Source organism: Actinoallomurus liliacearum (assembly GCF_039542035.1).
GTDB lineage: Bacteria > Actinomycetota > Actinomycetes > Streptosporangiales > Streptosporangiaceae > Actinoallomurus > Actinoallomurus liliacearum.
In genome coordinates this window covers 1-26,704 of the sequence record NZ_BAABHJ010000007.1, presented here as the reverse complement: position 1 = coordinate 26,704, position 26,704 = coordinate 1, and the positions used below count along the sequence as shown (strand labels likewise).

General features: G+C 67.0%; 18 protein-coding genes, 1 tRNA gene and 1 CRISPR repeat array. Of the genes, 16 read left to right on the top strand and 3 right to left on the bottom strand.

Annotated elements, in window-relative coordinates:
• The first annotated feature begins 426 nt into the window (after window positions 1-426).
• Entirely contained in the window at window positions 427-651 is a 225-nt protein-coding gene (locus tag ABD978_RS14685) for a helix-turn-helix domain-containing protein (protein ID WP_345353902.1), read from the top strand.
• A gap of 14 nt (window positions 652-665) precedes the next feature.
• Window positions 666-2,297 (top strand): tyrosine-type recombinase/integrase, encoded by a 1,632-nt coding sequence (locus tag ABD978_RS14680; RefSeq protein ID WP_345353901.1) that lies wholly within the window; start codon window positions 666-668, stop codon window positions 2,295-2,297.
• A 233-nt stretch (window positions 2,298-2,530) separates the two neighbouring features.
• Here ABD978_RS14680 and ABD978_RS43895 read toward each other — a convergent pair whose 3' ends face one another.
• On the bottom strand, window positions 2,531-2,689 hold the full coding sequence (locus tag ABD978_RS43895) for a hypothetical protein (protein WP_425550717.1): 159 nt from the start codon (window positions 2,687-2,689) through the stop codon (window positions 2,531-2,533).
• An 11-nt stretch (window positions 2,690-2,700) separates the two neighbouring features.
• A CRISPR array of direct repeats spans window positions 2,701-3,703; the repeat unit is 29 nt; unit sequence CGGATCACCCCCACGTGCGTGGGGAGCAC.
• A gap of 1,807 nt (window positions 3,704-5,510) precedes the next feature.
• Here ABD978_RS43895 and cas3 point away from each other — a divergent pair.
• From cas3 to ABD978_RS14640, 8 genes are all read left to right on the top strand, one after another.
• Window positions 5,511-7,925: a CRISPR-associated helicase Cas3' gene (gene cas3 / locus ABD978_RS14675; RefSeq protein WP_345353900.1), complete on the top strand. Its 2,415-nt coding sequence runs from the start codon at window positions 5,511-5,513 to the stop codon at window positions 7,923-7,925.
• Entirely contained in the window at window positions 7,922-8,278 is a 357-nt protein-coding gene (locus ABD978_RS14670) for a hypothetical protein (protein ID WP_345353899.1), read from the top strand. The genes cas3 and ABD978_RS14670 overlap by 4 nt, the downstream gene beginning before the upstream one ends.
• Window positions 8,279-8,362: 84 nt before the next feature.
• Window positions 8,363-9,958 (top strand): type I-E CRISPR-associated protein Cse1/CasA, encoded by a 1,596-nt coding sequence (gene casA / locus ABD978_RS14665; protein WP_345353898.1) that lies wholly within the window; start codon window positions 8,363-8,365, stop codon window positions 9,956-9,958.
• Window positions 9,955-10,494: a type I-E CRISPR-associated protein Cse2/CasB gene (gene casB / locus ABD978_RS14660; protein WP_345353897.1), complete on the top strand. Its 540-nt coding sequence runs from the start codon at window positions 9,955-9,957 to the stop codon at window positions 10,492-10,494. The genes casA and casB overlap by 4 nt, the downstream gene beginning before the upstream one ends.
• A gap of 41 nt (window positions 10,495-10,535) precedes the next feature.
• Complete coding sequence (gene cas7e, locus ABD978_RS14655; RefSeq protein ID WP_345353896.1) at window positions 10,536-11,732, top strand: type I-E CRISPR-associated protein Cas7/Cse4/CasC; 1,197 nt, start codon at window positions 10,536-10,538, stop codon at window positions 11,730-11,732.
• Window positions 11,733-11,735: 3 nt separating this feature from the next.
• Window positions 11,736-12,494 carry a type I-E CRISPR-associated protein Cas5/CasD gene (cas5e, locus tag ABD978_RS14650; protein ID WP_345353895.1) on the top strand — a complete coding sequence of 253 codons (759 nt, stop codon included), beginning with the start codon at window positions 11,736-11,738 and terminating at the stop codon, window positions 12,492-12,494.
• Window positions 12,485-13,168, top strand: coding sequence for a type I-E CRISPR-associated protein Cas6/Cse3/CasE (gene cas6e / locus ABD978_RS14645; RefSeq protein WP_345353894.1), 684 nt, complete (start codon window positions 12,485-12,487; stop codon window positions 13,166-13,168). Before cas5e ends, cas6e begins: the two co-directional genes overlap by 10 nt.
• Before the next feature lie 1,696 nt (window positions 13,169-14,864).
• Window positions 14,865-14,933 (top strand) — tRNA-Lys (locus ABD978_RS14640).
• Window positions 14,934-15,493: 560 nt separating this feature from the next.
• Here ABD978_RS14640 and ABD978_RS14635 read toward each other — a convergent pair.
• Both ABD978_RS14635 and ABD978_RS14630 read right to left on the bottom strand, forming a co-directional pair.
• The gene (locus ABD978_RS14635; RefSeq protein WP_345353893.1) at window positions 15,494-16,036 is read right to left on the bottom strand and encodes a hypothetical protein; all 543 of its coding nucleotides are present in this window, start codon (window positions 16,034-16,036) and stop codon (window positions 15,494-15,496) included.
• A 424-nt stretch (window positions 16,037-16,460) separates the two neighbouring features.
• Window positions 16,461-17,822, bottom strand: a complete 1,362-nt coding sequence (locus ABD978_RS14630) for an ice-binding family protein (RefSeq protein WP_345353903.1) — start codon at window positions 17,820-17,822, stop codon at window positions 16,461-16,463.
• A 1,684-nt stretch (window positions 17,823-19,506) separates the two neighbouring features.
• On the opposite strand from ABD978_RS14630, the gene ABD978_RS14620 reads away from it, so the two are divergent.
• The 6 genes from ABD978_RS14620 to ABD978_RS14595 all read left to right on the top strand — a co-directional run bounded on the left by ABD978_RS14620 (window position 19,507) and on the right by ABD978_RS14595 (window position 26,673).
• Complete coding sequence (locus ABD978_RS14620) at window positions 19,507-20,112, top strand: RNA polymerase sigma factor (protein ID WP_345353892.1); 606 nt, start codon at window positions 19,507-19,509, stop codon at window positions 20,110-20,112.
• Window positions 20,105-21,184 (top strand): CU044_5270 family protein, encoded by a 1,080-nt coding sequence (locus tag ABD978_RS14615; protein ID WP_345353891.1) that lies wholly within the window; start codon window positions 20,105-20,107, stop codon window positions 21,182-21,184. The genes ABD978_RS14620 and ABD978_RS14615 overlap by 8 nt, the downstream gene beginning before the upstream one ends.
• A 156-nt stretch (window positions 21,185-21,340) precedes the next feature.
• Window positions 21,341-21,850, top strand: a complete 510-nt coding sequence (locus tag ABD978_RS14610) for a tyrosine-type recombinase/integrase (protein ID WP_345353890.1) — start codon at window positions 21,341-21,343, stop codon at window positions 21,848-21,850.
• 394 nt (window positions 21,851-22,244) lie between these two features.
• On the top strand, window positions 22,245-25,166 hold the full coding sequence (locus ABD978_RS14605) for a Tn3 family transposase (RefSeq protein ID WP_345353889.1): 2,922 nt from the start codon (window positions 22,245-22,247) through the stop codon (window positions 25,164-25,166).
• Window positions 25,163-26,062, top strand: coding sequence for a tyrosine-type recombinase/integrase (locus ABD978_RS14600; protein ID WP_345353888.1), 900 nt, complete (start codon window positions 25,163-25,165; stop codon window positions 26,060-26,062). The genes ABD978_RS14605 and ABD978_RS14600 overlap by 4 nt, the downstream gene beginning before the upstream one ends.
• 131 nt (window positions 26,063-26,193) lie before the next feature.
• Entirely contained in the window at window positions 26,194-26,673 is a 480-nt protein-coding gene (locus tag ABD978_RS14595; RefSeq protein ID WP_345353887.1) for an RNA polymerase sigma factor, read from the top strand.
• Window positions 26,674-26,704 lie beyond the last annotated feature (31 nt).

Sequence of the window (26,704 nt, the reverse complement as noted above, 5' to 3'; positions counted from 1 at the left end):
GCCTCCAGGTGGGTCCGTTTTCAAGAGTCGGCACTGGCTCAGTATTCGAGCGCCGCCGTCAATCCGTAGCCCAGGCCCCTGTCGTATTCACCGCCCTGTGGTTCGACCTGCAGCGGGCTGGCACGGTGCTGATGCCGTCGCCGGGCGATCGGTCGGCCCTGATCCGTGCGGTCGGCGCACGCCGGTCCAGCAGATTGCACTTGACGGCCAGGATCGAGCCGAGCGTGCATGGTGGCCGCCACAGGCGTGGGACCGAGCATCCGGCAGCCAGCAAAAACGCGCGTGCCGATGCGCTGCCGAATCCGGCCCTGCCCGTGGCACCGCACAACCGTCAGCACCGAACGTCACGCCAACGGCCCCGCTCCGCGAAGGCCCAGCAGGGTGCTCTTTCGGCCTCTCCCCCGCTGGACCCCTCAGGGGGCGGCGATGAAGGAGGCGCTGTCGCTGGCGGACATCAGCACACTGCCGGCCGTGGTGGACCTGGTCACCGCAGGCCGGGCACTCGGGATCGGACGCACCAAGAGCTACGAGCTCGCCCGCAGCGGGCAGTTCCCCTGCCGGATCATCCGCATCGGCAAGACCTACATGGTGCCCACCGCCGAGCTGCTCGCCCTGCTCGGCCTGTCCCCCACCGGCGGCAACCCGACCTAGCAGAAGGTGAACCCATGCCGACCGGTAAGACGTTCAAGCGATGTGGCTGCTGCGACGCCCAGACCGGTAAACAGCTGGGGCAGCAGTGCCCGAAGCTTCGGCGGCGCTCCGGCGCCTGGAGCCGGGACCACGGCACCTGGATCTATCAGCTAGAACTGCCGCTCACCCCGGAGGGGACCCGCCGTGGCCCGCTGCGCCGCGGTGGGTTCCCCACCCAGGACGAAGCGCAAAAAGAAATGGACGCCGCCCGCGAGCTGCTGGCCATCGCCGGGGATGACCCGCAGATCACCGCGAAAATCATCGACGCCATCGCCCAGGAGATCAGGGCCACCAAACGGCTGCCGGACCCCGCCGCGCTGCGCCGCAAGATCCGCACCGGCCAGGACCTGAACGGCCACCTCACCGTGGCGCAATGGCTCACCCAATGGCTGAGCAACAAACAGCGGCTACGGCCGGGCACCACCGCCGCCTACGAATCCCACATCCGCCTGTACCTGATCCCTCAGATCGGAGATGTGCGTCTCGACCGGCTCCAGGTCAGTGACGTCGCCCGCGTCTTTGAGGCGATCGACGACCTCAATCACACCATCCGGGCCGCTCGCGCCAGCGGCGACCCGCAGCTCATCGCCAAGGTCAAAGGCCGCCGCCTGATCAGCGCGGCGACCAAGCAGCGGATCCGCGCCACACTCCGATCCGCGCTGAACACCGCCATCAAGCAGCGGCTGATCGACATCAATCCCGCCGCCCTCATCGAACTGCCCGCTGGCAAGCGCCCCAAGGCACTGGTCTGGACACCCGCCCGCATCCAGGCCTGGCGTACCGCCCGCGACGCCCACATCACCGCCACCAAGGACCGTAAGACGCTACTGGCCGCGGCCAGCCCGCACGGAGCCAAACTCGGCACCAGCGTGACCGCCTACGACGCCTACATCGCCACCCCCCGGCCCTCACCCGTCATGGTCTGGACACCCGAGCAGACTAGCGTCTTCCTCCAACGCGCCCGCCGCCACCGGCTCTACGCGCTCTACCACCTCATTGCCTTCCGCGGCCTACGCCGCGGCGAAGCCTGCGGCCTACGCTGGCCCGACATCGACCTGGCAGACGGCCTGATCACCATCCGCTGGCAAATCGTCCAGATCGGCGGCACCACTCACCAAGGCCAACCCAAATCCGACGCCGGCGAACGCCAGGTCGCACTCGACAAACAAACCACCGACGAACTCCTCGCCCACAAGGCCCGCCACAACCGCGAACGCCTCGCCGCCGCAACCGCCTGGACCCACACCGAGTTCGTCTTCACCACGGCCACCGGGGACCCTATCGACCCGGCGGAAGTGACCGAGCAGTTCCACTGGCTGTGCCTCGAAGCCGACCTGCCCCCGATCCGGCTCCACGACCTACGCCACGGTGCCGCCACCCTCCTACTAGCCGCAGGCCACGACATGAAGGTGGTCCAAGAAACCCTCGGACTGTCCTCCATCACGATCGCTGCCGACACCTACACCTCCGTTCTGCCCGACCTTGCACGACAAGCCGCCGAAGACGTCGCCGCCCTCCTCACCCCAGCCAAGCGATCGACCATCGGCAAGTCTCATTCCCTTCACGTAGTCACAACACCGGCCGAACATGACGACAGAGCTGTCTGACCTTGGAGTAAATGGCGTCGCCTGTGCCGTGCAGGGTCAGGCGTCGGCCTTGCGGGCAGCCCATGCTTCTACGGAGCGTCAGAAGCTGCTCACAGCACGATTGCCAGGGTTTCCTCTCTCAAAACCCATGGGGGTGATCCGAAGCCACGACACCCGCCGCACGCATGGCACAGATCACCCCAACGTCCGTGAGGAGCACTCCGTAACCTCATCACCCACTGCCCCCTAGTTCGTCACCCCCACGTACGTGGAGAGCACTCGATCTGGCGAAGCAGCCAGCCGAGCGTCTCCGGACCACCCCACGTGCGTGGGGAGCACTCATCGACGAGAACCGTCAGCGTGCCGTCCGCCGGCACGTGCGTGGGGAGCACGTCGATCTTCAGGTCGGTCATCGGGTTCCGTTCGGATCACCCCCACGCGCGTGGGGAGCACTGCTCGAGGCTGGCGTCGAACTGGACTCCCATCGGATCACCCCCACGTGCGTGGGGAGCACCGCCTACTCGGCTCGCTCGGCATCCTGCCGCCCGGATCACCCCCACGTGCGCGGGGAGCACGCCGCCCACAGCGCGGTGGCCCGGCCCCGGTGCGGATCAACCCCACGTGCGTGGGGAGCACGACACCGTCAGCGACCTTGAGGCGTCCGCTGACGGATCACCCCCACGTGCGTGGGGAGCACCCCGGGTCCGGCTGGGACCTGCGCTACACCGGGGGATCACCCCCACGTACGTGGGGAGCACACGTCGCGCCGGAACAGCGGAGACCCGGCCCACGGATCACCCCCACGTGCGTGGGGAGCACACGCCGTGGACTATGCCGGTGATGCCTGCGGACGGATCACCCCCACGTGCGTGGGGAGCACTTGCCGCCCTGTTCGACACCCATTTCACGAGGGGATCACCCCCACGTGCGTGGGGAGCACCCGTCGGACACGTACGGTGCTGTGCGCTGCGGCGGATCACCCCCACGTGCGTGGGGAGCACCGCCAGCGCGGCCAGTACGACACGTCCACCGTCGGATCACCCCCACGTGCGTGGGGAGCACGGGGCAAGTCCCACAATCCCCGGGCCGTTTCAAGGATCACCCCCACGTGCGTGGGGAGCACGCGAAGTCGCGAACCCCGGGGAACTCCCAGGCGGAACACCCCCACGCGCGTGGGGAGCACAGGTCGGCGAGGATCGCGGCCTGCATCTCCGCCGGAACACCCCCACGTCCGTGGGGAGCACGCCACGGACTTGGAGTCGGACGCGTAGTTGATCGGATCACCCCCACGTGCGTGGGGAACACGTCGACCAGTACGACCCGAACACCTGCACGATCGGATCACCCCTACGTGCGTGGGGAGCACGTCAAGCACGACGACCGCATGTTGTGCCTGTACGGATCACCCCCACGTGCGTGGGGAGCACCCTTCCGTCCGTGAGCCCGTCGGCATACCGGCCGGATCACCCCCACGTGGGGAGCACCTGCTCATCGGCTCCTCGAGCCTGTCGAACACCGGATCACCCCCACGTGCGTGGGGAGCACGCTCGCCTTGCGCTGCTCGGCTTGGGTGATCGCGGATCATCCCCACGTGCGTGGGGAGCACTTGTCGATCCCGAACAGCGTCGCGGCGTCGATCGGAACATCCCCACAGGCGTGGGGAGCACCTCGAGCGGCGGATCGCCTGCATGGACTACGCCGGAACACCCCCACGGGCGTGGGGAGCACACCGCGGCGCCGAGCACCAGCGAGCCCTCGGGCGGAACACCCCCACGGGCGTGGGGACCACTACAACAACCTGCTGCCGCACGACGCGCGGGTCGGAACACCCCCACGGGCGTGGGGACCACGTGGCGCTACGGCAGTAGCCGATACGCAGATTCGGAACACCCCCACGGGCGTGGGGACCACCCGAGTCCGAGGATCCGGAGCGCGGTCTGGTACGGATCACCCCCACGTGCGTGGGGAGCACGCCCCGCGCGGCCCCCGGGCACGATGGATTCCGGCTCATCCCCACGTGCGTGGGGAGCACGCAGCGGTCGCCACGGCATGGGCGGTTACCAGCGGATCACCCCCACGTGCGTGGGGAGCACCGCGAGGAACGCCTCGGCGTAGCTCGTCGCCCACGGATCACCCCCACGTGCGTGGGGAGCACGTCTCCCTGCCCGGCTGGGTGGAGCACCGCTACGGATCACCCTCACGTGCGTGGGGAGCACACTTCGCGACCTGCAGTGATTCAGCGGCATAGGCCGTTCGTGGCCCAATTATGGCCGCAATTCACGATGCTGGGTCCGCTGGGAGCATCGAGGGTGCGGCTTCGACTGCGGCCATTCGGATGAGGGTCAGGCCGTCGAAGTCGATGGGTCACCTGCGGCGTTCGCCGGCGGCTTCGGAGCGAGAATTCCTGCTCGTTGTTATCGGGGTAGATGAGCACGGCACTAATTCAGGTGTGTATCGATGGTGGTCGGATCACCCCCACGGGCTTGGGGAGCACGAGGTTGAGGCCATCCTTCTGAAGGACCCGAACGGATCACCCCCACGTGCGTGGGGACCACCAGCAGACCATCCGCCTGCCGCGCGTAGGAAATGGATCAACCCCACTACATGGGGAGCACGGGTCCGGCACGACCGACCCGTACGCCGTGAGCGGATCACCCCCGGGCGTGGGGAGCACATCGGGTCGTCCGCGCCGCGCACGCAGGCGTCCGGATCACCCCCACGGGCGTGGGGAGCACCTGACCAGCTCCAGCAGAGCCGGTGGACTGACCGGAACACCCCCACGTGCGTGGGGAGCGCGTCGCCGTCACCGTGCCCGGCGACCCTGCGGCCGGATGACCCCACGTGCGTGGGAACATTCGTCGCCGCTCGGCCCGTCCTCCTTGAACGGCGGATCACCCCCACGTGCGTGAGGAGCACCTCCGCGTCGCCGTGCCGCTGTGCATACGGGAGGAATCATCCCCACATCCGTAGGGGTGGACGAATCGCCGGAACAACCGAGTAGAACAGTCGATCACACTAACATTCCCGGAAGCTGGATGTAATTGTCAAAGCTCGTTCGACCTGATGCGGACTGCTCCACATCGTCCAGTGCACAGCGAGCAAGGATCTCATAGAGAGGATCTCCTTGCTCGACACGAGGCCACCCTTAGGCTGAACCGCCAAGCCTCATGACAGACGCTCGCAGCACGGATGCGCGGACCACAACCCAGGGCGGATGGACGATCGGAGAGACGCATGGCGTTCGATGTTCGGCAACCATGGGGGAAAGCAGGGTCCGGAGTCGTACCGCATCCGCTCATTTGTCACGCGGTGGATACGGCGGTGGTGGCGCAGCGGCTCTTGGGTCTGATGGTGGGGCCGCGTTGCCGTGAGGAGTTGCGGGACGCGTTCGCATCTCTAGGGGATGCGGATGGGTGGATAGCGGCACTCGCTGGGTTGCATGACCTGGGAAAGCTGTCACCGGCGTTCCAGGCGCTCCGGGTCGACCTTGCGGAGCGGCTGCTTGGCCCGGAAGCCGCAGGGGACCTACGGCGACTGCCGCAAGAGAGGGCAGCCGAGCGGACGGACACGCGACATGGTGTACTCACGGCCGCGTTCCTCACCGATTTGCTGCGGGAGTGGGGGGCGCGTCCGCAGGAGGCGTTGCAGATTTCGTCGATTCTGGGTGGCCATCATGGGATCGTTCCGGGCGCTGGAGAGATTCGGCAGGGCCGGAACCGAAAGGGTGACTCCGGCACCCGGCAGTGGCCTGGCTGGCGTAGGGAGCTCGTTGGGGAATACGTTCGGCTACTCGGGCTTCCGGATCCGGCCTCGCTGCCGTGGGTGGAGGTGCGCCCAGAGGCCGGCGCACTGGTCAGCCTGGCCGGACTGACGTCGGTGAGCGACTGGATCGCCTCCGACCTGCGCAAGGACGACTTTGCGGGCGAAAACGTCGACCTCGCCGCGTACCTCGTAGTGGCGAGCGAGCGCATTCGACGCGCTATCCACAAGCTCGGGTGGATCCCATGGCAACCACCTCCGAGCACCGGCTTTACGGCGCTGTTTCCGGAGGTCGATACAGTGCGGCCGGTCCAGGCGGCGGTCGAGCGTCTTGTCGACCGAATGGCTGGGCCGGGGATCGTCGTGGTCGAGGCGCCAACGGGCGAGGGGAAGACCAAGGCCGCTCTTCAGGCCGCTGCGATGTTCGTCCACAAGCTCGGGCTGGTCGGAATGTACGTCGCGATGCCGACCAAGGCGACCAGTCGGCGGATGTTGGAAGAAGCTCAGGAGCTGGTGGATCACTCTCCGGTCCCGTTGCGGGTCAGGCTGTTGCAGGGTGCGGACGATGATCAGACCGCTGCCGAACGCGTTGTCGAAGCCGGAGAGGCAGAGCCGCTCGATCTGATCGATGTGAATCGGGACGGGCCCGATGAGACAGCCGGCTCCGAGCGAGAGTGGTTCACCAGGAAGAAGGGATTGATCTTCCCTGTCGGCGTGGGCACGGTCGATCAGGTGCTGAGGACTGCGATCCGTACTTGGCATGGATTCGTGGGCCTGGCGGGCGTCTCGGGAAAGGTCGTTGTCATCGACGAGGTGCACGCCTACGACACCTACATGTCCATGCTTTTGGATCGTTTGCTGGCCTGGTTGGGGCGGCTTGGCGTACCGGTGATTCTGCTGTCTGCGACGCTGCCGTCGGCGAGACGCGAGGAACTGGTTACCGCGTGGCGGGCCGGTCTGCTCCGGTGCTCACCACGTGAGCTTCCAACTCGAGACGTCCCCGACGAAGCGCAGCGCTATCCGTTGGTGACGTGGGCTGATGCCGACGGGTACGGCGCCGAACCTGTCGATCCATGCACCCTTAATGCCGATCGGGTGGTGCGACTCGAACGTGTTCAGGACGAGGACGTCGTTTCTTGGGTTCTGCGCCGGATTGAGTCTGGTGGCTGCGCCGCGGTGATTCATAACCTCGTTCGGTCCGTTCACGCGACGTATGACAGCCTGCAGGAGGCGATTCGTGACCTTCCCGAGGATCGGCGGCCGGAGCTGATATCCCTGCATGCTCGGATGGAGTCCGCGCAGCGGCGGAGGGCCGAGAACCGCATTCGTGAGGCCCTCGGCCCTCCATCGGAAGACAGGGAACGCCCGGGTAGGTTCATCGTGGTCGGAACTCAGATTCTGGAACAGAGTCTCGACTACGACGTCGATGTCATGGTCAGTGACCTCGCTCCCGTCGACAGTCTCATCCAGCGCATGGGGCGACTCGGCAGACATCCTCGCGGAGAGCGCGATCTGGTGCTGGGGTTGTGCGGCTTCACAGATACGGGTGAAGGTCCGCGGTTCCCTGCTGGGGTTAGCGCGGTGTATCAGTCGGCTCTGCTCCTGCGCACCTGGGCCTGCCTCCAGGATCGAAGCGAGATCCACTCACCCGATGACGTACGAGAACTGATCGAGGCCGTCTACAGGCCGGGTGAGGCAATCAGTTGTCCCCCGGGATGGGAACGACGCTGGGATGAGGCCGCAGAAAGGATGAACGGTCGTCTCGATCGCGAGCGAGCGGAGGCGCGAGAGCTCTACCTCCCGTTTCCGCGCCCAGGACTGCATGCTCATGAACTGACCCATATCCCTTACAGCGCGACGGCCACTCGACTGAGGAGCGGTCGCCCTTGATCGATAACGAGTACCTCGACGAGGGCGCGCCGCTGGCGCTACTGAACGACGGAGGTGACCTGGAAATTCCAGTCACCGTGGCAGGAGGCTGCTGTGTTGACCTGAACAGCGCCGGACCTCCAAGTGCTGCCGTGCTCACCTGTCTCCTGGACTCGACGGTCACCATCGGCGGGGACGTGCCCAGCGAGATACGTGCGGCACTTATGCGTATTCCGGTCCCGCCGTTGTTCAACGCATCGTCGTGGCTGTGCCATCACCGTCCCCTTGTCTTCCACGCTGGCGCGGCCAAGATCGGCGACATCAACATGCGCTATTTGCCACGATTTGGCGTCATATTTCCCGACTATGACTGACCGGATCAGGTCGATGCGCTAGATCGCCCCTCATTTTGTCGGTGCCCTCTGGAAGCATGCGGGCTTGGCAAAGAAGGAGGGGGTTTGACCTTCGATCTGATCACTCAGCCATGGTTGCCGATCGTCGGCACCAGTGGGGAGCTATACGAGGTTGGCCTGGCCGACCTGGTCCGGCGTGCGCACGAGTCGCGCCGTATCGCCGGCGAGAGCCCCACGATGACCGCGGCGCTGCACCGGCTCGTCCTCGCATTCACTCACCGCGTCTACGGACCGTCAGACGAGGACGCCTGGAATCGGCTGTGGATGGCCGATGGGTTCGACACGGCGCCGATCGAGGAGTACGTCCGCCAGTGGCCCGGCAGGTTTGACCTGTTCCATCCGAGCCGTCCGTTTCTGCAGTGTCCCCTGCTAGCGTCCTGCACGACGATCACGCCGGCCAAGCTGGTGATGTACCGGGCGGCCGGAAACAACAGGACGCTGTTCGACCACACGACGTCCGAGCGGCCCGTCACGATCCGTCCGGCCGAGGCGGCACGCTGGCTGGTCACCCTGCTTTTCTACGACACCGGAGGCACGAAGTCTGCTTATCGCAAGCAGAGATACTCCGAGCCGGCTCCGGGCAACCTGTTCGGTTGCGTTCTTGTCGAGGGATCGACGTTGAAGGAGACACTCCTACTCAACCTGCTCACGTACGACCCGGATCACGGTGTCCCGCACGGTACGACGCATGATGACCGCCCAGCCTGGGAGGCTGAACCGCCGCAACCGGAACCGGACGAGCGCAGCCCGCTCGGATGGACGGACATGCTCACCTGGCCATCACGTCGGGTGCTCCTACGACACCGCGAAGGCGCCGACGGCCCAATCGTGGACGGTGCCGTCATCACCCCCGGGACTCGTTTGCGCACCGGTACCGCGAAACAGATCGATCTGGCCCGAGCCGAACACATGGCTGCCTATCAACGACGTACTAAGGCCAAACAAGGGTCCCTCACTCCGGTGAAGCTCCAGGGGCGCCGCGGTATATGGCGGCACAGCCAGGAACTCCTTCTCTCGCCAGGAGAAACTGCGCCGCGGCGACGTCCGGCAGCGATGGATCAGATTGCCATGCTGGCGGAGTACGGGAGCATTCCCGAAGACGCCGTTTACACGCTGCGGGTAATGGGGCAGCGGCTCAGTGACCAGGGAGGCTCGGTCCGCTCCTGGCACGAGGAGGCCGTTCCGGCCCCGATCGCACTACTGCGCGCCGAACTGCCTGAGGCCGAGGCTCCGATGGGACACGCCATATGGCTAGCAGACGAGGTCGGGAAAGCGCTGTACGGCATGGAATGGAACTACCTGAAAACGTTCGGAGACGTTCCAGACGGTTCGATCAGTATCGACCTGTTGTACTGGCCACGACTGACGGATCCGTTCAGACGGTTTCTTCTAACGTTCGCCGAAGAGTTGCGGACCCAACAGCCGCTGGCGTCACTGTCTGCGTGGCGCGACGAGGTGACCAACGTCGCGCGCGAGGCCGCTCGCCGCTGGGCCGAGGGCGCTCCGCGCCGAGGCCGCTATCTCCTGCTCGCGGCCGAGCACGTCGGCCGCTTCGAAGGACGGCTGTCCTGGCTGCGCAAGCGATTCGACAGCGAACTGACCCGAGACCTGCCCGCACCCCCTGAGGAAGCCGCCGTATGACCTCCCCCCTCACCGACCGTAGGGCGGAATTCGTCAACTACCTGCACCGTCTGCACTACGGCCTCGAGTCCGATGAGGCATGGCGTCTAGCCGAAGCACGACGTGACCTGGCGCGGCTGCGACGTTATTTTTCCGGCCCGCGCCAAGAAGCTGAAGCGTTCGCGGTCGTTTTCGCGCATGATCCACCGCCCCGGGAAGAGCGCGTGTGGGTCCTGCTAGGGGCTTTGTTCGCCGCACACCGCTACCCGTATCGCATGCCTCCCTCCGGCTCTTGGCGACCGACGCTCGGCGCGTCCATGCGGCAACTGAAGAACAACCGCGGCGATTCGGTCGACCGGCGTTTCATCCAGCTCGTCTCCGTAGATGAGGCCGCACTCCCCTACTACCTATATCAGGCCGTTCAACTCTTGCGCGCCGACCGAATCCCGATCGATTACCGACGCCTGTTCGACGACTTGCTGAGACTGTTCGGCGGCGATGACGATATGGCACAGTCCGCGCGCCTGGCGTGGTCGCGTGACTATAACCGGCCCTGAGACGGCAGCTTAACCCGACACAACCAATCACCGGAGCCACCTTGATCATCGAGCTTCACCTCCTTCAGTCCTTTCCGACCAGCAACCTGAATCGCGACGAGTTCGGCCAGCCCAAAACGGTCACGTTCGGGGGCTGCACCCGGTCACGTATCTCCAGCCAGTGCCTTAAGCGATCTGCACGCCAGGAACTCACCAAGTTCGGCCTGGATGAATCCGAGGTAGGAGTTCGGACCAAGCGCCTGCGGGACGCAGCGGCCGAGGTACTCGTCGAACGCGGTCGGGATGCTGACCTTGCTCCCGGAGTCGCCGAAATTGGTCTGCAGTCTCTCGGCTTCGGTGTCAAAAAGAACGGGCTTACAGAATATCTTCTCTTCGTCGGCCAGCAGTCTGGCGGGGTACTCGCCGACTTCTGCGACCGCGAATGGGACAAGCTCGCCGAAGCACGAGCGAAGGCCGAAGAAGAAGCTGAACGCAAACGTAAGAAGAAGGGCGACGGCGACAGCGAGGGGGAGAACGTCGCCGCAACGGCAGCGAAAAAAGTCAAGCCCACCGGAAACGCCGCCAAGGCCGCCCGCGACCTCCTCGACGCACGCCGAGCGGCCGACGTAGCGCTGTTCGGACGCATGATCGCCGACAACAAGGACTTCAACGTCAACGCCGCGTCCCAGGTGGCCCACGCCATCTCCACGCATTCGGTGGCGAACGAGTTCGACTACTACACCGCCGTCGATGACCTCAAACCCGACGCCGAAGCCGGCGCAGACATGATCGGGGATGTCGGCTTCAACGCCGCCTGCTACTACCGCTACGCCAACCTTGACCTCGAACAACTCACCAAGAATCTGGGTGGTGACGACGCTCTCGTGGAGCGTGCCGCGAAAGCATGGCTTCACGCTTTCATCAACGCCGTGCCCACCGGCAAGCAGAACTCCATGGCCGCCCGCACCATGCCCGAGACGCTGCTCGGCGTCGTACGAGACAGCGGGGCATGGAACCTGGCGAACGCCTTCCTCAAGCCGGTAGACACCAAGGAGAGCGCGAGCGACGGCGTGATGGTCGCCTCCTCACGCCGCCTCGGTGACCACTTCGACAAGCTACGGCGCTTCTACGGCGCCACCACCCTCCGCACGGTCATCGCCGCATCCCTCAACGAAGAACTCCAGCCGTTCGGACCGGACGAGACCGCCGCCGACCTCGACGCCTTCACCGCCAAGGCTCTCAACGGCGCGCGAGGTTAGCCCGTGACTGCATCCTTGCTCATGTGCTTCGACGCGCCGATGCAGTCCTGGGGAACCGTCGCGTCACGATTCACCGTGCGGGACACCGCACTAGAACCCACCAAGTCCGGCGTCATCGGCCTGCTCGCCGCCGCCCTCGGCGTCGGCCGCGACGATGATGAGCAGGTCGCGGTTCTCGCCGGCTTGCGCATAGGCGTACGCGTAGACCGTGAGGGACTCGTTGAAAGCGACTACCACACCGCCCAGAACGTGCCCAACACCTCAAGCTCCAACCGGCAGACCGTGGTCACTCATCGCTACTACCTGGCCGACGCCGTGTTCCTCCTCGGCGTCGAAGGCAACGACCGCGATCTCCTCGAACGACTCGATAGAGCCGTACGGCGTCCTCAGTGGCCGATCTACTTTGGCCGCAAAGCATTCGTCCCCGCCCGCCCACTCGTCAAAGAGAGCAACGCCGAGGGCGTCCTGACCGGCTCGGGCCTCGTTGACCAGCCACTCGAAGACGCCCTCCGCACCCACCCCTGGCTGGAGGACCGACACAACGCCCGGCGGTCCGAGCTCACGAACATCGAGAAAGGTCGTAGCCCAGAGCTCCGGATGGTGCTGGACTGCGCGCCGTCGGACCCCGACGCCGAGGTCAGGCACGATCACCCCGTCTCGTTCGCCAACGACGCGCGCCGATTCCGTCCCCGAACGGTACGGATTACATCCACCCCGCTGACCACCGAGATGATCACCGCAGGAGACCCCGGGTGTTCCTGAGCAAACTGACGATCAACGTCTTCTCCCGAGAGTTCCGGCGAGACAACGCCGACATCCAGGACATGCATCGGACGATCATGTCGGCGTTCCCCCAGGTCGACAACGACCAGCCAGCCAGGATGGCCCACGGCGTGCTCTGGAGGCTGGATGAAGCACCTCGCGGCTTCGTTCTCTACGTCCAGAGCCGCTCCGAACCAGACTGGAGCTACCTACCAGACGACTACCTGGCAGAACCCGCTCAGGTACGCGATCTCCAGCCGGCCCTCGATGCCGTGGCCCCCGGACGTCATCTGGCTTTCCGGCTCACCGCGAACGCCACCCGAACCATCCATCCCGGCGGCACGCCAGGACAGCGGAAGAATGGCAAGCGCGTAGCGCACCGCGACCCACGGGCCCAGGTCGCCTGGCTCGCCCGCCAAGGAGAACGACACGGCTTCGTCCTACCACTTGCAGCAAACGGCCAACCCGACGTCGTTCCCAGCCCACGGCCCGTGCTACAAGGCCGACAGAAGAAGGGCCCCGATCGCCACACCATCCGCATCGAAGCCATTCGCTTCGACGGACGGCTCGTCATCACCGACCGCGACGCCTTCCTCCACGCCCTCCAATACGGAATCGGCAAAGGCCGCGCCTACGGTTGCGGCCTAATCTCTCTCGCCGCACTCCAAAATTGATCAGACGTTAGACAAACCTTCTCCAGGAGAGAAACTAAGGGTGCCATATCCGGAACCCGGCCGCTCCATCACGCGGCGCACAACTTTTCGTTATCCAGATTATTAATGGTCTGGTTTGGGCTGGCGGAATGCGGCATCTGAGACCGCTACACCTAAGGTGGCCGTGACCTCAGGTGTACGGAACCGCGCGACCACAATATCCATATTCCCCACTAACGGGGAGGCCCGGATTTGTCACCTGACGAAATAGCACCTACGCGATATCCTCGACGCACATAAAAAGCACGACCCGTCGCCGATTCTTGATTCCTGAAAAGTGAGCATAGTCTTGAACCCGCCGGTGGGCGTGTTCCGCTGCCGACCTCGCCGCCGATTCGGTCCTCCCCACGCACGTGGGAATGTTCCGCTCACGAGCACTCAAAAAAGTTTGAGGCCCCGTCCTCCCCACGCACGTGGGGGTGTTCCGGCGTCGAACTTCCGGAACTTCGGGCAGGTCGCGTCCTCCCCACGTATGTGGGGGTGTTCCGTCGACGATCGCCTGGACGACTCGGGCCTCGCGGTCCTCCCCACGCACGTGGGGGTGTTCCGTGGCTGGGGTCGGGCCTGTACGTGTGCAGCGTGTCCTCCCTACGCACGTGGGGGTGTTCCCCACAACGCCGCCGGCCGGTACGACGCCAGCGAGTCCTCCCCACGCACGTGGGGGTGTTCCGGAGTTCTTCGCGTCCGCCCCGATCAACGTGGGGTCCTCCCCACGCACGTGGGGGTGTTCCGGCCGAGCCGGGGGCCGCCCGCCTCGTCACCGGGTCCTCCCCACGCACGTGGGGGTGTTCCGGCGTCCAGGCCGAACGTGACCGCGTACAGGTCGTCCTCCCCACGCACGTGGGGGTGTTCCGGTCCACCCGGAGCAGTGGGACCAGGCCCACCCGTCCTCCCCACGCACGTGGGGGTGTTCCGTACTTCCGGAAGAACGCCCACGTCATCTTCTGGTCCTCCCCACGCACGTGGGGGGTGTTCCGTACTTCCGGAAGAACGCCCACGTCATCTTCTGGTCCTCCCCACGCACGTGGGGGTGTTCCGAGATCCGGGTCGCGCTGCTGATAAAGCTCCTCGTCCTCCCCACGCACGTGGGGGTGTTCCGCTGGCCTACGTCCCGTGGCTGGACCGGATCCCGTCCTCCCCACACACGTGGGGGTGTTCCGATCGACCGCGCAGTGTGCGCGGTGGGGGCTCGGTCCTCCCCACGCACGTGGGGGTGTTCCGATCCGGGGCCTGACGCTGGTGGGCGCGTACGGGTCCTCCCCACGCACGCGGGGGTGTTCCGTGGGAATCGCATGTCGCGGCTTGGGAAGCGGCGTCCTCCCCACGCACGTAGGGGTGTTCCGGTGCCCTCGCCGTGGATCGTGCGGATCAGTCCGTCCTCCCCACGCACGTGGGGGGTATTCCGCAGTCGCTGTGCGGCCAGCCCGTGTGGTCCGGGTCCCTCCCCACGCACGTGAGGGTGTTCCCGTCAGCTTCGCCGACGACCTGGCCTACCTGGCGTCCTCCCCACGCATGTGGGGTTCGCCCACCACCAATGTCATCCGTGCATGTGCTCGCTGTGTGCTCGGATGCCCTGAGACAGGGCATCAGTCGGCGGCATTACCCGGCATCGGAACCGGCGGAGTCGCGGACGAACCGGCATAGTCTGACAGTGAGAGCGCTGATCTGACACGAGAGCAGCGGACTCTTAATCCGCGGGTTCGGGGTTCAAGTCCCTGGCGGCGCACCCGTCCCGACCTGGGCGTTCTCGGTTCCACCGGGAGCGCCCAGTGTCTGTTTTGGGGCGGTTCGGCGACCACGTGTGCTCCATATGTGCTCGCGTGCCGCGATCTTGGTAAATCCGCCTACGGGCACCACCGAGCCGCCTGGGGTTCGATCGCCGGCCCACCGTCGACGAACCTGATTCAGATCACAACTACGCCGTCCGACACCGGCAGGCGACCGGCCCCATCACCGCTCATCGGTCGAGCACTCCCCTCCCAGCCAAGCCGCTTCCGCAAGACACAGGACCAGGGACGCTCTTGAACCGACCCAGGCCGTCACTACCCTCCCGCAGGCACTTCGGCGATCACACGGGCCCGGTAGCGCCGCAACAGCCTCCTGACGGCCCCCAGCGAGGGGGACGCAGATGCACGAACACGCGGACCATGCCTACGCCGATGGACTGCCTACAATCTGCCCAGGTCACCGATCTTGGTCAGGCGGTCGGTGTGGAGGGGTCCTGCATGAGACTCCCGCCCGGCGCCTTGGCCGCGGCGCTGCGAGCGGCGTCTCGGAGTCGATCGGTCACAGGTCTCGCCTCCGTCGTACGGGCGGCCGACCCACCGGCCTGGCCCGCGACGCTTCTTCGTTACCTTCGGATTCGGTGTCCTGCCCACGGTGCCGCGGGCGCGGCCACTCGCGCGCGGACGCCGGGCCCCGCCTCGGCCGTCCCTGTCGCTCACCCCCCACCGGCTCCTCGTCGTAGCCTTCTTCCTCGTCGGCTTTCTCGCCCCCTTGGTCCGCGCCTCGGGTGGGCGCGGCGGGTCGGCTCAGCGAACGGGTACGTTCTTGAAGCCGGTCGCTCAACGCGTCGATCTGGCTGCTGACCGCCGCCACCGCCGCCGCCTTGCCGGCCTCGATGAGCCGTCCGCGTACGATGTCGGTGAGTGTTTTGAGTTCGGGCGAGGAGCCGAGCAGTTCGCTGCCCTGCTTCACCAGCTCGGCCGGTTTCTTGCCGAACCGACCGGATGCTCTCGCAGCGGCCAGGGTCATCACCAGCTTCAACTTTCGCGTCCGGCCCAACAGATAACCCACCCCGACGGCCAGGCCTACAACGATGCCGTTCATGATCAATTCCCCCGTCCAAGACCAACGGACCGTTCCGCGTTGGCCGGGCGACCGCAGCAGGGCGCCGTCATGAGGTCCGACCCGGAAGAATTCACTGCTAAACCTACCCTTACCCGGCCGTTCCGGGAGGACCACGCGCAGCGTTCGGCGCGGCTGAGGTCACTCAGCCGCCTGGGCCGTGCGATATTCGCGCAGATGGCCGAGCAGACCAAGACCGCAGCGCGTGACCTGTCCGGCAAGGGCCCGCCCAGCGGCTGCACAGCAGACCAAGCGCAGTTGAGGCGCCGTAACGGCTGCCGTCGCTGGGGCGCGTGGCACCACTGCTCCGCCCCGGCTTCGGTGGAGGCTCTGGTTGGTGTGTCCCGGGGCAGAGCTGACGCCCGGGGGCCGATCGGAGCACCCCGGGCGTGCGCTATCTGCTGGTTCAGCGAAGAATCCAGCGTGGGAGCTGCACCTCGCGCATGTGGGTCATGCTGCGGTGATATGCGCGGCCATGATGGTCGATATCGACATCCGTCTTGCCGTTTGAATGGCTGCTGGTGGTGCTGCTCGTAAGGCCGCTCGAATGGCTGCCTGTAGGCCGACACGGAGTCACGATGACTCTCGGTCTGGCGGTCACCGTGACGGTCGGTGTGGCCGTCGGCTGGGCGGTCACGGTTCTGGTCGCCGTGACGGTCGGTGTGGCCGTCGGTTTGGCGGTCACCGTGACGGTCGGTGTCGCCGTCGGCTGGGCGGTCACGGTTCTGGTCGCCGTGACAGTCGGTGTGGCCGTCGGTTGAGCGGTCACGGTTCTGGTCGCCGTGACAGTCGGTGTGGCCGTCGGTTGAGCGGTCACGGTTCTGGTCGCCGTGACAGTCGGTGTCGCGGTCGGCTGGGCGGTGACCGTGACAGTCGGTGTCGCGGTCGGCTGGGCGGTGACCGTCACAGTCGGTGTCGCGGTCGGTTGAGCGGTGACCGTCACAGTCGGTGTCGCGGTCGGTTGAGCGGTGACCGTCACAGTCGGTGTCGCGGTCGGTTGAGCGGTGACCGTCACAGTCGGTGTCGCCGTCACGGTGGCGGTTGCCGTCACCGTTGGTGTGGCGGTAACCGTATTGGTCACCGTTACTGTAGGAGTGGGTGTGGGGGTCGACTGGCAGTCGTCCTTACTGATGACGTTGGTGTCGAGGGTGACGGCGCCGTTGCGGGCCAAGGTTCGACCGAAAATGTTCGTTCCGGTCGTCACTGTGATGGACGTCAGGGCGAGGATGTTCCCGCGGAATGTCGATCCTGTTCCCAGAGTCGCGGAACTGCCTATTTGCCAGATGACGTTGCAAGCTTGTGCTCCGTTGATGAGTCGCACCACGCTGCTCGATGCGGTTGTGAGTGCGGAGCCGACCTGGATGATGAAGACGGCGTTGGGATCGCCCTGGCCGTCGAGAGTGACCGTGCCAGTCAGCCCTAGCGACGACGATGCTTTATAGACACCAGGCGTAAGCGTCAGGCCGCCGATGTCACCAGGGAGTGCTGCGGCCGGGGTCCGCCCTGCTGCGTCGTTGTACGCTGTGGTCAGATCGGTTTGAGCTTGTGATGCGACGGCATCGGCCTGATGCACGGCTCCGAACACCGTACCGGGAGGGAATCCGGTCACCGCGCTGCCCGGGCTCACCCCGAGGTCTCCGGTGACGACACTGGGCCCGGTGTTGGTGACCGTCGAACCACCCAGAACTGCGAAGTTGGCAGCCGTTCCGAGATTCACTGGTGCCTGGGCCGCGCGCGTATGGGTCTGCCGAATGGCGAAAGCGGACATGACGGCCACGAATGTGACACCTACCGCGATCCCTACCGCCAGGGCCGAATACCCGATCGGTCTTCGGAAAGCTTGAATGATGTTAGATCTCATTTACCGAGTCTTTCGAATGAATATTCGGCCATAAGTCATACCTTCCGGCCGAAGACATGAAGACGCGACCGCGATGAACGAGCTCGCCTCGCTGTGCGGCGGCCGGATGGCGGCGAATTCGTTGTTCAAGTGACGCTGGACTATATGCGGAGCTCAGGCGGTCAATCGCATGCTGTTGTTTCTCCCCTCTGCATGCGAGGGCCAAATCCCAGGCCTGGGCAAAGAAGGTGATCAGATCGATCAAGATGCGGCACGAGTTTTTCGCGCATGCGAAAGCCTGTCCAGATAGAGACGGCTAATACTGCAACAGCACTTGCGTCCTGGTTCTTAGTTGATCATGGCGTGTGTGATGGTCGATGCGGTTGTCGCGGAACTGGACCAGGTGCACGCACGAATCGCGGACCAGTTCACCCGGTCCGAGCCACATGAGCGGTCCGGGAGTATGTGTCCGGTGTGGTCGCGGGGTTGGAGCATACGAACGAGTGGGCGCTTGCCGAGCATGCCGCCGCCGTCTCACCCGATGGGATGCAGTGGTTGCTGTGGCGCGCGGACTGGGACATCAAGGGTGTCGGGCCCTCCCTCCGAGGGTGTGGACACCCCTGAGCGTCCTGGATCATGGAGGTCTGGGTGTGAGACGGGTCCTGTGTGGCGATGAGGGTCTACTCCGAGGAGCGCCGACGCTAGTTCGGACATCACTCTCGGGCTCCCGCAGATAGCCGAGGATGAGCCGACCCGCCGGCCCATCCTCTTTCCCGCCTTCGCGGCTGAATCAATTCGAGCGTCCCGCCGGGAGGTCCGGGGAGGGTGCGCCGTCGTCGAGCCAGCGGCCGATCTCACCCCGCTCATCTGGCAGAGCGTCCTCGATCACCATGGAGCGTACGCCGCCGCCCGCAGGACGAGTCCCCGGCCATCTGGGCGAACACCATCGTCCGGGACCGCCCGGGGCGTGTTCGTCCCGACCGTGTTGTCGATGCCCGGCGGAGGCGAGGATCTCCTCGGGCCTGCCGCTGTAACGTGGTGTCGATGCGGGTGTCGACGACCGATGGCGCCGCAAAGTAGAAAGAGCGGCGCAGGTCACGGACGGTACGCGCGGCTTGGGCCAACCAGCGGATTTCGGTCCGGGCGCGCGGGGATAAGGCCCTCCGCTCCCGAACGTGTCCCCAGCCGCCAGGTAGCTGGCTGAGAGGTCACGATTGCGGCGAACCCCCTTCTACCTGTCGGGAAAACCTGTCGTCAATTCAAGGCCGAAAACGGCCGCTCGGAGCGGTGTTTCGTTACCTGGAGTCCGGTTTTCCGGGGGGCCGCGGGCCGGCCCGTCGGGGTGTCGGGAAATCGTCTAATCCCGACAGGGCCAGGGCGCCGATCTACTCCGGATCAGCGGGACCAGTATCGGAACGATGGACGGCGGTAACTCCGCCCGGCCCAACTCGCTATCGCCGTTGGCCGTTCGATTGCTGCTCACGGGCCGGTACTGCCGGGAGGCTGAGGCCGGTGGTGGGATCGGCGCGTGAAAGCGCTGGGGGAGATCGGGTGAGACCCAGGTGACCGCCAACCCCGCCATAGAGAGGCCGCACATGACACGGAGCCCAATGTGACCGCCGCGATCGGAGATCCAGCGATGCGCGCGGCCAACGACGCCGCCGTGATCCGCGAGTCCCGTGACGTCCCTGAACGCTTCGGGGCGATCTTCGATGCCTACTTCGCCGAGATCCGCGCTTACGTGGAGCGGCGGATCGGGCCGGAGAACGCCTCCGACGTTGCCGCCGAGACGTTCCTCGCCGCGTTCCGCAAACGCGACCGGTACGAGCCCGCGCGTGCCAGCGTGCATACCTGGCTGTACGGATTCGCGACCAAGCTCGTCGGCAAGCACCGGCGCAGTGAGGTGCGGGCGCTGCGCGCCATGGACCGGATCGCCGGGGACTTCGGGTCTGAGGAACTCGAAGAGCGGATCGCCGGTCGGATCGCCGCCGAGGGTTTGCGGGGGCGGCTCGCGGGGGCACTCGCCGGGCTGTCCGCCGGGGACCGCGATGTGGTGCTGCTCGTCGCGCTCGCCGAGCTGAGCCACGAGGAGGTGGCCGCCGCGCTGGACATCCCGTACGGCACGGTCGGATCACGACTGAACCGGGCCAGAAGAAAGCTACGTGAGGTGCTGGGCGGGACTAATCCACTGCTCGACCTGGAGGAACACGATGGATGAGATCCAGATGGTCCGCGGCCTGTACGGACCGCCCACACCCGCTCCGGTGCACGAAGTCGCCGCGGCCCGCGCCCGTCTCGACCGGCTCAGCCGGCCCTCCCGCCGACGGCTCCTGAGCGGCTCGCGGTTGCTGCCGCTCGGGCTCGGGCTGGCCGCCGCGGTCACTGCGGTGACGCTGACGGTCCTGTCGGCCGGCACCGGTCCAGACCCGGAAACCGGCCAGGATTCCGGCCGCCGGCTCCTGCTCGCGGCCGCGGAGAAGACCGATCATCAGCCACAGCCCAACGGACAGTACTGGCATGTGCGGATGCAGGTGAGCGACCTGTTGCTCTTCGGCACACAGCGCGACCCGTATTGGATCAAGACGCGCGACCGCGTGGAGTACTGGATGTCTCGCGACCCCGGAAAGCTCGGCTGGGATCTGAAACAGCATCTCGGCGCCGAACCGGCGAGCCCGGCCGACGCTGCGGCCTGGCGGCGTGCGGGTTCGCCGTCGCCCTTCGAGAACGCACGGTCCTCGGACTTCCACGCGACGGTCGCACCGGGACCAGCGAAAGCGACGCTCACGCGGAGTGATCCCAACCTTGAGATCCTCAGCGGAGAGTCCTTCCCGCTCCGGAAGGTCTTCGCCCTCCCGGCGCGCTCGGATGAGCTGGAGTTGACCATCCGCAACTATCTCGGCCAGCGGGCCGACAAGAACGGCGAAGACATTCCGGACGACGCTCGAGTCTTCGACTTCGGCAGCATGCTGCTGATACGCGCTCCGCTCACGCCACAGGTCCGCGCGGCCACCTACCGGATGCTCGCCGGGCTGCACGGCGTCCGGAAGGCCGGGTCGGTGAAGGACCAGGCCGGCCGGTCGGGCACGGCGATCACCATAGGCGGGGGCACGGACAAGGACGGGAACCGGGTTCCGCTGTACCGGCTCATCATGGATCCCTCGACGGGCCAGGCGCTCGCCGACGAGACCGTGGTGGAGAAGTCGGATACGAAGGTGCCCGCCAAGCCCGGTACGGCGTTCACCTCCTTCACCGTGCTGGAGTCCCGCTGGACCAACACGGCGCCGAAGTAACCGCACCCTACGGCGTCGAGGCGGCCACCTCGACGCCGTAGGACCCGCGTCTCTCTCGATCGCGACGGGTTCTGGTCGTCGCCCCCCATCCGGACGCGAGGCCGCTACGACGACGACCCCGGTGTCACCCACTCGTGACCACCATCAACCGCAGTCATGATCTTTCACTCCAACTACTTGGCGGCTGAGGACACGTTCGGGAGCGGAGGGCCGACCCGCAGGCTCCGCCGCCGCAGCCGCGCCCCCGACCGCACTCGCGCCATCGCCCGCGGCGACGTCGAAGACTTCCTGGCCCGCGAAGACATCGAGCTGCGGATCAAGGTCCTGGCCCGGATGCTGTACGAGACCGCCGCCCACGCCAGCGAGGTCCTCGCCCTCGACGTCGGGGACCTCGATCTGCGGAACCGGTGCGCGAAGATCCGCCGCAAAGGCAACGCCATCGACGTCATCGTCTGGCGGACCGGCACCGCCCGCCTGCTGCCCCGCCTGATCGGCGGACGCACGCGTGGCCCGCTGTTCCTCACCGACCGCCAGGCCCGCGTCCAGCTCGCCGCCGCCGACCTGGACCCGGCGACCGGGCGGGCCCGGCTGTCCTACCGCCGGGCCGCCGAACTGTTCACCACCGCGACCGTCACCTGCCCGGGCGCGCCGTGGACCCTGCACTAGCTCCGCCACTCCGCGCTCACGCACGCGGCCGAGGACGGCGCGAACACCTCCACCCTGCTGGCCTTCTCCGGGCACACCAACGTCGCCAGCCTCGCCCGCTACGCCCGCGTCTCGGCCGAAGCCCTCTCCCGCTGGCAGGCCCAACGCGACCCCGACCGCCGACGCTGAGGAGCCCCATGCAAGCCGCCGACCAGCCCGAGTGGATCGAAAACCACATGTACGAGGTCGCCCGAGTCGCGCGGCTCCCCGTACCCAACGGGGGTGCCTGTAGCAATCGCGGAAAATCCAACGAACCATCGTTTGAGCTGGGGTTATTCGGGTTCTGAGGACAGGTGTTGATCTCTGCCGCTACGGTTCGTGTCGGTTCCGATACATCCGTTGGGGGTTGGTGGGGTTGGCCACGCAGTTCTTCTCCGATGAGCAGGTGGAGGGGCTGCGGCGCTATCCGGACATCGGACGGGAGGAACTGGTCCGGTTCTTCACGTTGACGGGCAGGGATCAGGCGTTCATCGACAACCAGGGCCGTGGTGGCGGGCGAGGGCCGGCGGCGAGACTCGGGCTGGCCGTTCAGTTGTGCACGCTGCCGTGGCTGGGGTTCGTGCCCGATGACATCTGGGCGGTTCCGCAGGCGGCGGTGTTGCGGTTGGCGAATCAGCTGGCGGTGTTCCCGGGATCGCTGGAGCAGTACGGGCGGCGGGCGCAGACCCGCAGCGACCATCTGCGGCTGGTGCAGACCTATCTGGGCTGGAGTCCGGCGCCCAGTGGCGGGGAGTCGTTGAAGGAGCTGGAGCAGTTCCTGCTGGACCGGGCGATGGAGCACGACACCCCATCGCTGTTGTTCCACCAGGGCGCGGAGTTCCTCCTCAGCGCCAGGGTTACGCGGCCGGGCGTGGTCACGCTGATGGAGCTGGTCGCCTCGGCCCGGTCGGCTGCGGGCGCGTTGACGTCGGAGAAGGTCGACCACCTGCTGACCGCGCGGACGCGCCAAGACCTGGACGCGCTGCTGGTGGCCGATCCGGTGGTGGGGACGACACGGCTGGCGTGGCTGACCACGCCGGCGGTGGAGGCGAGCGCCGCGGCGGTCAAGCTGGCGATCGACAAGCTGCTGTTCCTGCGCGGGACGGACGCCCACCTGCTGGATCTGTCGATGCTGCCGCGCGAGCGCCGCAGGTTCCTGGCGACGCTGGGCCGCCGCTCTACGGTGCAGGGGCTGCGGCGGCGCGAGGAACGGCGCTTCCCGATTTTGCTGGCGCTGGTCGCCCAGTCGGCCGTCGACCAGTTGGACGAGGCCATCGCGCTGTTCGACCAGGCGGTGTCGGCACGCGAGTCGCGGGCGAAGGCCAAGACCAACGAGGCGCTGGCCGAGCGGGCCAAGAAGGGCGAGGCCCGGCAACTGCTGATGGACGTGATCCTTCCGGTGCTGGCCGACCCGTCGATCCCGGACGAGGACGTCGGCGGGATCTTGCGGGAGCGGGTGGGGATGCAGGCGCTGCGCGAGGTGTCGGCGATGGGCTGGAAGCCGCTGCCCCGCGACCACGGGCGCCTGTCGGCGCTGGAGGCCTCCTACTCCTACCTGCGGCAGTTCACCCCGCAGGTGCTGGAGACGATCGACTTCCACGGCGGACCCGGCACCGCGGACCTGATGAACGCCGTGGCGATGCTGAAGGAGCTCAACCGCGTCGGCGGCCGGAAGGTCCCCGCTGGGGCGCCGACCTCGTTCGTGCCCGCCCGGTACGCCGACTACCTGGCCAGGGCCCGCCGTGACGGAGACGACACCGCGTTCCGCCACTACTGGGAGCTGTGCACCGTCTTGGCGCTGCGTGACGGGCTTCGCTCCGGCGATGTGTTCGTGCCCGGGTCGCGCCGCTACGCCGACCCCGGCACCTACCTGTTCACCCCCGAGCAGTGGGAGGGGCGGCGGGCGGAGTTCTGCCAGCTTGTCCGCAAACCCGCTGGAGCGGCCGAGGCGATCGAGCAGACCAGAGGAGAGCTGCACCAGGCGCTCGACGACCTGGAGGAGACCCTGGCCTCCTCCTCGCCCGGCGACGTCGGCGCCGTTCGGCTGGATGAGCAGGGACGCCTGATCATCCCGCCGCTGTCGGCCGAGGATGTCTCCGCCGAGGCCAAGGCGCTGCGCGATGAGCTGGCCGGGATGCTGCCGTTCGTGCCGATCGCCTCGCTGCTGATCGAGCTGGACGCCCGCACGAACTTCCTAGCCTGCTTCACTCACGCCGGCGGCCGCAAGCACGTCCAGTCGGTCGAGCTCAAGCGCAACATCCTGGCCGTGCTGATCGCCGGGGTCACCAATCTCGGGCTGGCCAGGATGAGCGAGGCGTGCGGGGTCAGCGTCGATGTCCTGGCCTGGACGCAGGAGTGGTACGTGCGGGAGGAGACGCTGCGCGAGGCCAACACGATCCTGGTCAACCACCACTACGGCCTGGAACTGGCCAAGGCGTTCGGTGGCGGCACCATGTCCTCCTCCGACGGGCAGCGGTTCCCGGTCCGCGGCAAGTCGCTGACGGCCCGGGACATGAACATCCACGGCGGCCGGGTCTTGTCGACCTACACCCACGTGTCCGACCAGTGGTCGACGTACGGGACCAAGCAGATCGTCCCTACCGCCCGCGAGGGCCACTTCACCCTGGACGAGCTGCTCGGCAACGCCACCGATCTGCCGATCACCGAGCACGCCACCGACACCCATGGCGCCACCCTGGTCAACTTCGGGCTGTTCGACCTGGTAGGCAAGGCCCTCACCCCGCGCATCCGTGACTTGGGGAAGATCACGCTGCTGCGTGACGACACCCCGGCCGCCACGATCGCCCGCTACCCACACGCCGGGCCACTGCTGGCCGACCGGTGGAACGAGGACCTGATCACCGGGACGTGGGACGACCTGCTGCGGATGGGCGGCTCGCTGAAGTTCGGCGAGGCCACCGCCTCGCTGATCGTCGGGAAATGGTCGGCCGCGTCCCGGCAGAACACCCTGGCCGCCGCGCTCAAGGAGTGGGGCCGGATGCGCCGCACCATCCCCCACGCCGAGCTGCAGGCGGCCGAGGCCGCCGGTGACCTGGCGCGGATCGCCGCGGCGCGCGCCGCCTACGACGCCGCCTACGACGAGTTCGACCGGGTCGGCCGCGAGCTGATCGCCGAGGCCCAGCGGCTGATGGAGGCGCGGCTGGACCGCAACGCCATGTTCCTGGACCAGATGGGCGCCTCGTGGAAGGCCGGTGATGCCGCGATGGAGGCTCTCACCGGGCGCCGCCGGTCCCAGCCGCCCACCGGCTCCAACGAAGCGGACGGGCAGGACCGGTGACCGCCTCCGTCGTCCCGCTTCGCCCGGGCGCCGATGACCCGCTCGCGGCCGCCGAGGCCGCGCTGAGCGCGCTGGACCGGCACCTCGACCGGTGCAAGCTGGCCGCCAACACGGTGAAGGCGTACAAGCGGCAGACCCGCGCGTTCGTCGCCTGGCTGGCCGAGCGCGCCGTCGAGCACCCGGACGCGTTCGCCGACGTGGTCGGTGCCGAGGCCGCCGTCACCGCCTGGCGGCGGCATCTGATCGAGGGCCGGGCCAAGCCCGCCACCGTCAACCAGGCCCTGGCCGCCGTCACGCTGATGTACGAGCAGGCCGGGCTGCGCATCGCGGTCAAGCGCGCCCGCGTCCCCAAGCCCGGCGAGCCCGACGCCCTTACCGTCGCCGAGCAGGGCGCCGTGGAACGCGCGGCCGCCCGCCGCGGTGTTCGCGACGCCGCCATCGTCGCGGTGCTGCTGTACGCCGGCGCCCGCGTCGAAGAGTGCGCCCGGCTCGAACTCGAGGATGTCGCCATCACCGCCCGCACCGGCACCGTCCGCCTGCACGGCAAGGGCGATGAGGCCCGCACCGTCCCCCTCCCGGCGATCGCCCGCGCCCGCATCACCGACTGGCTGGATGAGCGCGGCCGCGGGGCCGGCCCGCTGTGGACCGGACAACGCGGCCGGCTCACCGACTCCGGCATCGCCCAGGTCGTCCTGGCCGTCGGCAAGGCCGCGGGCATCGACGGCCTGCGCCCGCACCGGCTCCGCCACACCTTCGCCACCCGCCTGCGCCAAGGCGGCGCCGACCCCGCCCAGGTCCAATCCCTCCTCGGTCACTCGTCTCTGGACACCTCGGCGCGGTACTTCAGAGCCGGAACCGCCGAGACCGCTGCCGTCGTCGAGCGTGTCTTCGAATAACCCCAGCTCAGACACGGGTTGATTTTCCGCGTTCGCTACGGCTACCCCTTCTCCGGCGGGGCCGGGCGAGGACCCTCGAAGAAATCGTGCGGCGAATCGGGAACCGTGCGTCGGGGTTCGGCCGAGTAGGGGTGACCGCGCCGTACGCCGAAAGGATCTCCTATGGACGGACGTTGTTCCCCCCATCCAGCGTGCCACCGGGTGATGCCGTGACCGAGCCCCTCTCCGATCGCGTGCTCATCGAACGCTCGCTCGCCGAACCGGAGTGCTTCGCCGCGCTGTTCGATCGACACTCCGCGGAGATATTCCGCTACCTGGCACGCCGCCTTGGGCCAGACGTCGCTGAGGACGCGACGGCGGAAACGTTCCTGACGGCTTTCCGGAAACGTGACCGGTTCTCCGCCGACCGGAACGACGCGCGCCCGTGGCTGTACGGCATCGCGACGAGGACCATCGGTGAGCATCGCCGGGCCGAGGTGCGGCGCCGGCGGGCGTTCGGTCGCCTCGACACCATGACTTGGACCGAGGCGTTCGAGGACCGGGCTGCCGGGCGGGTGACCGCCCAGCAGCTCGGCAGGCAACTAGGGTCTGTCCGGTGGATCACGTGGTGATCCACAACAGTGCGGAGACCAGGGTGATCGC